We start from the raw sequence: 10,151 nt of genomic DNA on the forward strand, positions 1-10,151 counted from the left end.
TGAGAAGTGGTGAGACCAGCAGCACGTTCCCCAAAACGGAGTTTTGAGGCTACCCCTTCCTTCGCAGCTTTAAACCACGCGTATCCTCGGTTCTCTGAACCGGGGCCGGAGGCCCTGCGGGCCAGTAGTCAGTAGGAAGTGAGAAGTGGGAAGCCCAGCAGCACGTTCCCCAAAACGGAGTTTTGAGGCTACGCATTCCTTCGCAGCTTTAAACCACGCGTATCCTCGGTTCTCTGAACCGGGGGCTCGTCACCTCGGAGCCACTGCGCATTTTATAGTTGGCTCGCTGCGACATAGTCGCTGACATTGCGGGTAATGAAATTATGCCCTTTTTGTGCTGAAGAGATTCAAGATGCTGCCATTAAATGCAAGCATTGTGGCGAATTCTTAGACGGTCATACACGTCCCAACACGCATTCTAACACGCACCTACAGACAGCCCAAGAGCTCCCGCCGGCACAGAAGTGGTATTTCCAGAAGGCCTTTCTAATCTTCATTCTCGCCTGCGTGGGCCCACTGGGGCTGCCGCTAATTTGGTGGCACCCGACCTTGCGCCGTGGCTGGAAAATAGCCATCACCGTGGCTCTGCTACTGATCACCTGGCTCACCATTGTCTCCACCATGGAAGCCCTCAAGATCATCCAAGAAAGCTTCACCGAAGCGCAGCAAATCCTCAATATATAAGCAAAGCGATTGCTGAGGATTTGCGGAGCTTAAACTGCCCAGCCTCTGAGCCAGTCCCGGTCAGCACGCGCGAAATGCCCTTGCTGCACAGCAAGAGATCTGTTCACTAGCGAAGCATGAGCATTGCAACTAAACGAGGCGACGACGGCACCACTGCCCTACTTTTTAATAAGCGGGTTCCTAAAACACACCCCCGAGTGATGACCTATGGACGGATCGACGAACTCACCTCCGCCATCGGTCTTTGCAGAGCGCATTCAGACCAACCAGCGGCCAAAGAATTGCTGCTCTCTGTCCAGAAGCAATTGATCAATTTCATGGGCGAACTGGCCACAGACGATGCCGACCAAGCACGCTATCTTGAAAAATATGGGGAGCAAGCGATCAGCTCGGCTATGATTGATCGCTTGACCGAATGGGTGAATGAAAAGGAAAAAGACATCCAATTCAGCGGCTGGAGCTTCCCTGGCGACACCGTGGCCGACGCATTTTTTGATAGTGCCCGCACCACCTGCCGCCGCAGTGAACGTGGCGTCGTAGCCTTAAAAGAATCCGGAGCTCAGGTTCGCCCCGAGCTGATTCAATATCTAAACCGCTTAGCTGATTTGCTCTGGTTGATGGGCCGAGAGCACGCTTAATAGACTCCACCCAAAACGGGATACGTCCGATTTTTAGTATTAACAAGGCTTAGGCCTTGAATTTAACTTGAAGCTAAATTTGAATGCACGATTCGGCTCAATCCATTGTTGGGAAGGAGCCTCTTAATCGTATCATGCAAACACCCGCCCTTTCTTCATCCGATGCGCTGCAGCAAGTTCGCCAACAAATCGCCCAGTTGGTCGTCGGCCAAGCTGCACTCATTGATCGCCTGCTCTTAGCGCTACTGTGCAATGGCCACGTTTTACTCGAAGGCGTGCCCGGCGTCGCCAAGACATTGACCATCAACAGCCTAGCCAAAGCGATCGACGCCAGTTTCAGCCGTATACAATTCACCCCCGACCTCTTACCGGGCGACTTGACTGGCACCTTGGTATACGACCCCCGCGAACACATTTTTACCGCTGAAAAGGGGCCGATCTTTGCCAACTTACTATTGGCCGACGAAATCAACCGTGCCCCCGCCAAGGTCCAAAGTGCCCTGTTGGAGGCCATGCAAGAGAAACAAGTCACGCTGGGTAAAGAGACCTATCCACTCCCCAAGCCTTTCCTTGTGCTCGCCACTCAAAACCCGATCGAGCAAGAAGGCACTTACATGCTGCCTGAAGCCCAAGTCGATCGCTTTATGTTTAAACTCAAAGTCGGCTACCCCTCCATGGAAGATGAGCTGATCGTGATGCAACGCATGGCCCGCACCGAGGCCCTGCCCGAAGTGCAAGCTGTGCTCAGTATCGATGCCATCATGCAGCTGCGCAAAGAGCTAGAGGCGGTCTACATTGATGAGAAAGTCGAGCGCTACATCATCCGCTTAGTCGATGCCACCCGCCACCCCGGCAACTACCAATTGGAGCTCGATCGCTATCTCCGTTTCGGCGCTTCTCCGCGCGCGTCCATCTACCTATCGCTGGCCGCACGTGGCCATGCGCTCATGCAAGGACGCGACTACACGACCCCGCAAGATGTTAAAGATGTCGCGCACGACATCCTGCGCCACCGACTGGCGATCTCCTACCGCGCCGAGGCCGAAGCGATCACCTCTGACGACCTCTTAGATAAAATTCTATCTGCCGTGCCCGTGTCGGAATAGGATTGGAGCGAGCATGTTAGACGAACTCGATCAGCGCCTCAATTTACTTGAGCTCAAGTGTCGACGCCCCGTGGAGCATTTACTAGCGGGCGAATACCGCTCGATTTTCCGCGGTCGCGGTATCGAATTTGAGGACGTGCGCCCCTATCAACCGGGCGATGATGTGCGCACCATGGATTGGAAGGTCACCGCACGCACGGGCACCCCTCACATCAAACGCTATGTGGAAGAGCGCGAGCAGTTCTTTTATCTACTAGTCGATGTCTCCGCCTCGATGCGACACGGCAGCCACAGTGATAAATCAAAAACCGTATCCGAGATCTGCGCACTGCTGACCATGGCTGCCATTAAAAATCAAGATCGAGTCGGACTCATTCTCTTTAGCGACGAGATCGAACAAATCGTGCCCGCCGCTAAGGGACGCAGCCATGCCATGCGCATCATGGATGAGCTCATTAACTTTCAACCGAAAGGTAGCGGCACCAATTTCACCGAAGCACTCGGCCGCTTCGTACACATTGCTAGCAAGCGTTCGGTGGTCTTTGTCGTCTCCGATTTTTTCACAGAGAACTATACGCAGGAGCTACAAAACCTCGCCTGCCGTCATGACGTGAACGCAATCCACATCGCACAAAAGCCCTTCGATCCCGCCGCAGGCCTAAGTCTGGTACGTATGCAAGATGCGGAATCCGGCCAGCAGCGCATCGTCGACTTAAAAGCACAACCACAAGCCGGCGTGGAACATCACCTACAATTAAAACGCGAGATGCTGGAATCGGGCGTGAACCTGCTCTCCCTGCAAGTCGGCGCCGATTGTGTGCAAGCACTCGCTGGATTTTTCCAACAGCGCCAACGCCAAAGCGCCGACGCGACAGGTGGCTGAACATGCGTTACTGGCTCTACATATTAACTCTCTGTTGGACGCTGTCCCCGCTCTGCGTGCTAGCGAAGAGTGAGCACGGCATCACACTCACACTCAGCCAAACAGAATGCTACCCAGGCGATCTCGTCGAGCTACATGCTGAAATGACGCGCGCCGACTACGCAGAATTCGAGCTAAAGCTACCCAAGCTCGCAGCTCTGCATTTCGTCGCACAACAACAGAGCCCGATCACCTATAGCAAAGGCATCTATTGGCAAAACGCCGTCTGGATCTTTCAACCTCTCCGCGCTGGCAGTATCGAGTGGATCGGCATTCGCGCGCAAGTCAAACAAGGCGAGATTGAAAACGAATACGAACTCCCACCGCTGCAGCTCGAAGTGCTCTCCTATGCAAACACGGAAGACGCCCCCACGCCCGAAGCGCTCCCGCTCGATTCCGAATTCAAAGCAGCCGGGCAGCCTTCGCTCTGGCTCTATCTACTGCTCACGGCCGGCGGGCTCGGCATCCTCTACTACGCCCTGCGTCAGCAATCCAAAGCAGCTATCAGTGAGTGCACCCCGAAAGCCAGCCTCACCGAGCTGCAACTGTCATTGAAGGCCGACACAGTTCCAGTCGCCCTCATAGAACAACTGCTAGCGGAGCCGGCGAGCACCTTCTCTGCTGAGCTGCGCATGGCAATGGAAGCCGCGGTCTATAAGCCACAGGCGGATCCTCAAGCCCTGCGCACTGCGATCGAAAAGGAGGCCCAGTCATGAGCTTTCAGCACCCATGGGTCTTACTGCTGATTCTGCCGACACTCTGGCTGCTGCGGGGCCGTCAGCGCATGCGCAGCTCGATCACCGTCGACTCACTACAGCAATGGGCCGTCCCTTCCCGTGGCAAGGCGCGCTGGCTCTGGTTACCTCCTGCACTGCGTCATGTATCCATTATTTTACTACTGATCGCACTCGCCCGCCCGCAGGCCAGCTCCTCCTACGAAGTGCAAGTCGCCGAGGGCATCGCCATACAAATGTTGGTCGACGTTTCGAGTAGTATGGACATGAGCACTCAAACATTTGAGGGACAAAGAACCAGCCGTATGGAAGTGGCGAAGCGCATGGTCGAACAATTCATAGCTGGCGACGGTGATACATTGCAAGGTCGTCCCAATGACTTGATCGGCTTAATCACCTTTGCGCGCTATGCAGACACCCGTAGTCCTCTAACCTTTGGTCATTCCGCGCTGCTGCAAATCGTGCGCGCACTCGAAATACAAGAACGCCCCAACGAAGACGGCACGGCCTACGGTGACGCCCTTGCAATTGCGGCCGCCCGCTTACATAGCCTCGACGAGTTGCGAGGCAGCCTCAACCCCAGTGAGCTGGATTCCATCCAAAGCCGCATCATCATTTTACTCACCGACGGCGAAAATAACTCAGGCGCTCACCTACCGATTGAGTCGGCGGGGCTGGCTAAAGCTTGGGACTGTCGCATTTACGCCATCAGCTTGGGCGATCCGATCGGCGGCCCAGCGGATGCCACGGAGGCCGAAACACTTAACGCCGCAGAGCAAGTATTGGAGCACATCAGTCAAGAAACCGGCGGCATTTTTCGCAAAGCCTACAACGCCGAATCGCTGCGAGCCGTCTATCAAGAAATCGATCAACTCGAACGCAGTAAAATTTCGACCCAGCAGTTTGATCACATTGCAGAGTGGTTCTGGCTCCCACTCGCTCTAAGTATGTGCAGCCTACTTGTAGCCTTAACCCTCGAAGCAAGCAGCTTACGCGTTGTGCCATGAGTGAATTCGTCTTTCAATGGCCAGCAGCTCTGGCGCTCTTAGTCCTGACCGTCCCACTCGTGCGCTTGCTCGGCTACGCCCGCAAACAACGCTTGGCTGTAATTAAAGCTATGGGCGGCGGCCGCCCGACGCATCGCCGCCTGCGCGATGTCTTGCGCGTATTGGCGTTTGTCTGCTTAGTGCTCGCGCTCGCGCGGCCAGGATACGCGCCACGGATGGAATCCACCTCACGCACCGGGCGCGACGTGGTCTTCGCGCTCGACGTTTCGCGTAGTATGCTAGCACAAGACGTCCCCCCCTCGCGACTCGAGGTCGCCAAGCAGGGGATCCGCGATGCGCTGGATCAGTTCAGCAATCAGCGCGCCGGCCTGATCGTATATGCAGGCAGCGCGTCAATTCTGTGCCCGCTCACTCACGACTATGCCTTCGTCCGTTACATGCTTGACCAAGCCCACCCACGAACTGTTGATTTCGGAGGCACCACCGTGCAATCGGCCATCGAAAAAGCTGTGGACCAAGTTTTCATTGCCGAGCGCGAAGGCGTGCAAGATCTAGTTTTGCTCACCGATGGCGAAGATAACGGCTCACGCGTCGAAAGCACGCTGGAGCGCCTACAAGAGAGCGCCGTCGACTGCTTATTAATCGGCATCGGCGATCCACAGCAAGGCAGCCCGATCCCGATCGATGATGCTGCAGGCGGCAGCGGCTTACTCGAACAAGACGGGCGCACCGTATACACACAGCTCGACGATGAAGCGCTACGCGAGCTGGCGGCCGCCAGCCCGCGCATTCAATACCTCCCCGTGGGCACCGCTCCCTTCAACCTAGGCAAACTGTATCAAGAATACGCGCAAGACCTCCCCGTCGATGCCAATACCAGCGAGAGTGGCCTACGCATCTATCAAGAAGCCGCTCCCTACTTACTCAGCCTCGCACTGCTACTGCTCTTACTCTCCGAGTGTTGGGGCGCTCAAGGTTTGCAAATCGGACAGCTCGCGATCGGGCTCTGTGCCCTCTGCCTCAGCAGTCCACAGGAGCTGTCAGCCGCCTCGCCCGCCATCGAGTCCGCATTCAAGCAAGCGCTCGAAAGCCTCAACAGTGGCGATTTCGAAAGCGCCCACAACGAGTTCAGCGAAGTGTATGAATATGCCAGCACCCACGATGCCGCTCCCCGCACGCTTGCCCCCATTCAGTTCAATCGTGGCCTGAGCTTGATTCAACTCGCGCAGGCCAATGCAGAAACGAATCCGCAAACCGCACTCGACTTAGCACAAAACGCCACACTGGCCTTCCTCTCTGCCAAACGTTACCAAAGCGAACTCGATCGCGCCGGTAAGCGACTGGAATTCACCGCGCAATTAATCACCCAACTCGAAGCGCAAATCGCAGCCCAAGCACAGGCCGACGCCGACCTACAAGCACAGATGGAGCAACTCATCGAACGCTTGCAAGCGCTCCTCGCACAACAAAGCAAACTGCGCCAGAGCCTGATAGCCACCGATCCCAGCCGCTTTAACCATGTCCGCAGAAAACCAGCCCCGCCAGAGCCCTCTGCAGAGATCGTCCGTCCACTCTCGCAAAGCATGGTCGCCCAACAAAATACCAGCATCGCCGACAGTGTGGCGATCCGCAGCCAGATGGAAGCACTCAACCAACAACTCACGCCCCCCGCACTCGAACTCACAGACTTCGAAACCGTGCTCACCGAGCCCCTGCGCTTATTCAGCACGGTGCAGGCACAACAGGCACAAGCCGTCAAGCAACTCTCAGCCTGGATGCACTGGCTCGACGCACGCAATAGCTTACAAATCATCGAACAAAAGATTCAGGAAATTCTCGACCAACTGACTAGCGACTCCGATCAAAACTCCTCAGAGAGTGAAGAGTATGAAGAGATGGAAGAAGACTACGACTATATGGAAGACTCCGAAGAGAGCATGAGCAGCTCCGAAGCCATGCAAGGTGACTTCGCCGCCGCCTCCGAAATGCAGGCACTCCCCGAGCCCAACTACTCCGCCGAAGATATTTTATTGGAAGAACAAGGCAACCTACAATTCCGCCAACAAAAACGCGCCGCCGCCAACGCCGCTCAAGTGGAGAACGATTACTAATGCCGCGCTGGACCCTACTTCTTTTCTGCTCTTTGACAGCCTGCGTATCCGCGCAAGAGACTGAGCTAGAGTCTACAACTGAGCCCGAGCAAGCAATCCAGCAAGTTCAACCGCAACTAGTCGAACAAAGCTTCTTTACCGACCGCATCGCAAGCCTCTGGATTGACTTCGATCAACAGGTCGCCAGTCCCGAGGACTGGCCCAGCCAATCCGACGGCTTTCGCATCGTCGACATCGAAGTGCTAGCCACCCAAACCGAGCCTGCAGGCAGCCGCGCACGTATCCGATTTCTCCCGACACAAACTGGCGTGCTTACCTTGCCCGCGCTAGATTTCCAGTCCGAAAACACTCACTATAAGAGCAAACCCATCCAAATATTCGTCCGCGAGCCTCAACGCTCCGGACAAATGTCACTCGAGCTGAAGCCTCAAAAGCTGCAAGTTTACGTCGGTGAAGCGCTACGGATCGACCTCAGCTGGCATAGCAGCCTGCAAGCCGCCGCGCTCAAACACTTAAAGCTCTTTCCCGATTACTTTAGCGATCCCGACCTAGCCATCGTCATTCCACGCAACACCGCCCCGGAGGCGCAACAAGTCGGACTGCCCATCGGCGGCCGCCGAGTGATCGCCACCCGCAGCCGGATCGCCGACAACGAGCGCGCCCTCGGCACCCTCGAACTGCCGCTCTACTTACGCTTCCAGCGCCCCGGGCACTACACACTACCCAGCACCCAGCTAGAGTGCGCCGTGCTAGAAAAGCCCGAACAGAGCTTCGCGCGTTACGCAGCACATTTTAACAACAGCCTCTTTGACTCCGTCGAGCCCGACGAACGCTACAGCCGCGTCTATACCACCGCGCCCGCCATAGAAATCGAAGTCTTGCCCCTGCCCATCGACCCCGAACAGGCGCCCTTTACCGGACTCTTCGAGCCCGTCTCGATTCAAGTCAGCGCCCAGCCCACAGAGCTCGAGATTGGACAATTACTTGAACTGGAACTTAAAGTCAGTAGCAACGCCCCACACGGCATGCTTGAACTGCCCCCACTCAGTCAGCAAGCAGGCCTACGAGAACGCTTCGTAGTCGACGATCAATACACCCGTCTCTGGCACACCGAGGGCAGCCTCTTCCGCACGCGTCTACGCCCACTCACTACAGCGACCCCAGCGATTCCCGCACTGCACTTTCGCACATTCGATCCCAACACTGGTCGCTATCAAAACATCCAGACACAGCCCATCCCGCTGCAGCTACACCCCAGCAAAGGGCAAACATTCATCCCTATCAGCAGCTTCGCTGGCGCCGCAGTGCCCCTTAGTTCACAACCACAGGGCATCTGGAATAATTTGCAGAAAAATCCCATGAACGACACACTCAACCTCATCATCCAACTGCTCAATCATCTCTTCTGGCCACTACTCGGCCTCGGGCCACTCCTATTCCTTTGCCTGCGCCCCCTCGTTCGTGAGCGTCGCCGCCGAGCCTTACAGCCCGAGTACGCACGCCGTGTCGCCGCGTATAAAAACTTCAAAAAGATCGCCGCTGACTCGCCTGAGAAATGGCCCGCATTTTTACAATTCATGGCCAGCACCTTCGACAGTCGAGAAAAAGCCTGGACCCGCGGAGACAGCGAGCGTGCCCTAGAAAAAATCGGTGCCGACCGCGAGAGTATCCACAGCCTCAGTACAATACATCGCGCAGTCGATGCCGCACAATTTAGCTCTCAAGCCCCCCAGCCCAATTACCAGGCGCTCGATCCCATCGCCAAAAAAATCATCCACTGGAGCAGCCAGCTCAGCCTAGTGCTCTGCCTACTCACACTCAGTTTCACGCCCCGCGCCGAAGCGAGCGAATGGGACGACGCCGCGCAAAGTTTCGCACAGGCCCAAGCCGCCCCCGCAGGCAGTGATGCCTCGCTCGCCGATTATAAAGTAGCCGCTCTGAAATTTGAAAACCTCGCCGCCACCCATCAACACGGCGGCGAAGCATGGCGCAACGCCGGCAACGCATGGTTCCAAGCCGGCGAACTCGGACGCGCCATCGTTGCCTATCGCTCCGCCCAGGCGCTCCGCCCCTTCGATGCCGCACTCGCCCAAAGCCTCGCCGCCGCCCGCGGCAGCGCACTCAACAGCGTGCCCGACAGCCGCAATTGGCTACAAAAAATCCCCCGCAGTTGGCTAAAAATCACAGTGCTAGTCGGCAACACACTCTTTTGGCTGAGCCTGTTGTATAGCCTGCGCCACCGCCATCGCCGCGCCTACTTATGCAATCTCGCACTCGCTCTAGCCCTACTTTCTAGCGCAGGCTACCTCAGCCTACGCAGCCTACAGGCACAGTCCCAAGGCTGTATCATCGTCGACAGCCTATACGCCAAAAAAGGTCCCAGCTACGCCTATGCAAACGCCTTTAACGAAGCCCTCCACGACGGCCTCGAATGCAGCCTAATCGAAACCCGCGACGGCTGGCACCACATCCAGCTCAACGACCAGCGCACATGCTGGGTCCCCCAAAACACAGTCCAATTCATTCAATTCGATTGAGCGCTCGCGCGCGCAGACTTAGGGCGGCATTGTTAGCTTTTTCAACTATTAGACAAAAAATAGATTTGGGCGCTTGATGAGGGGTAGCGTTCAGCAAGTTTCGTCACCGAGGTTTATCCATTCATGTGCAGGCTCAACATCGGCGGATACAGAATCAATATAAGCGTATATAAGTGAACATTAGCGGTTGTCGGCTAAGCCGAATCTACGCCATGCTGGCACTTGCTGAATTTTGAACCGATTGAAAAGCTAGAATGGAAACGTTACAGGCTAAAAAAATTCAATCCATCATAACTGGATAAAATCAGAAACTGAGGTGAAGCCCCAATGCTCTGCATTTCCAGCATAGCTGGGGACCGCTTATAGGAACTCATATACGCTTATCCATTCATACGCAGGCTCAACGTCAGCG

At 55.9% G+C, this 10,151-nt stretch carries 8 protein-coding genes; all 8 read left to right on the forward strand.

Going from position 1 to position 10,151, the window contains the following annotated elements; all coding sequences use genetic code 11:
* Positions 1–315 precede the first annotated feature (315 nt).
* On the forward strand, positions 316–684 hold the full coding sequence (locus tag QEH52_RS18470; RefSeq protein ID WP_308952435.1) for a hypothetical protein: 369 nt from the start codon (positions 316–318) through the stop codon (positions 682–684).
* A 116-nt stretch (positions 685–800) separates the two neighbouring features.
* Complete coding sequence (locus QEH52_RS18475) at positions 801–1,322, forward strand: cob(I)yrinic acid a,c-diamide adenosyltransferase (RefSeq protein ID WP_308952436.1); 522 nt, start codon at positions 801–803, stop codon at positions 1,320–1,322.
* Positions 1,323–1,456: 134 nt separating this feature from the next.
* The gene (locus tag QEH52_RS18480) at positions 1,457–2,428 is read left to right on the forward strand and encodes an AAA family ATPase (RefSeq protein WP_308952437.1); all 972 of its coding nucleotides are present in this window, start codon (positions 1,457–1,459) and stop codon (positions 2,426–2,428) included.
* Between the two features lie 13 nt (positions 2,429–2,441).
* The gene (locus tag QEH52_RS18485; RefSeq protein WP_308952438.1) at positions 2,442–3,311 is read left to right on the forward strand and encodes a DUF58 domain-containing protein; all 870 of its coding nucleotides are present in this window, start codon (positions 2,442–2,444) and stop codon (positions 3,309–3,311) included.
* Between the two features lie 56 nt (positions 3,312–3,367).
* Positions 3,368–4,066, forward strand: a complete 699-nt coding sequence (locus QEH52_RS18490) for a hypothetical protein (protein ID WP_308952439.1) — start codon at positions 3,368–3,370, stop codon at positions 4,064–4,066.
* Entirely contained in the window at positions 4,063–5,091 is a 1,029-nt protein-coding gene (locus QEH52_RS18495; protein WP_308952440.1) for a vWA domain-containing protein, read from the forward strand. Before QEH52_RS18490 ends, QEH52_RS18495 begins: the two co-directional genes overlap by 4 nt.
* Entirely contained in the window at positions 5,088–7,202 is a 2,115-nt protein-coding gene (locus QEH52_RS18500; protein ID WP_308952441.1) for a vWA domain-containing protein, read from the forward strand. The genes QEH52_RS18495 and QEH52_RS18500 overlap by 4 nt, the downstream gene beginning before the upstream one ends.
* On the forward strand, positions 7,202–9,739 hold the full coding sequence (locus tag QEH52_RS18505; RefSeq protein WP_308952442.1) for a hypothetical protein: 2,538 nt from the start codon (positions 7,202–7,204) through the stop codon (positions 9,737–9,739). Before QEH52_RS18500 ends, QEH52_RS18505 begins: the two co-directional genes overlap by 1 nt.
* Positions 9,740–10,151 lie beyond the last annotated feature (412 nt).

The organism is Thalassobacterium maritimum (assembly GCF_031127805.1).
Taxonomy (GTDB): domain Bacteria; phylum Verrucomicrobiota; class Verrucomicrobiia; order Opitutales; family Coraliomargaritaceae; genus Thalassobacterium; species Thalassobacterium maritimum.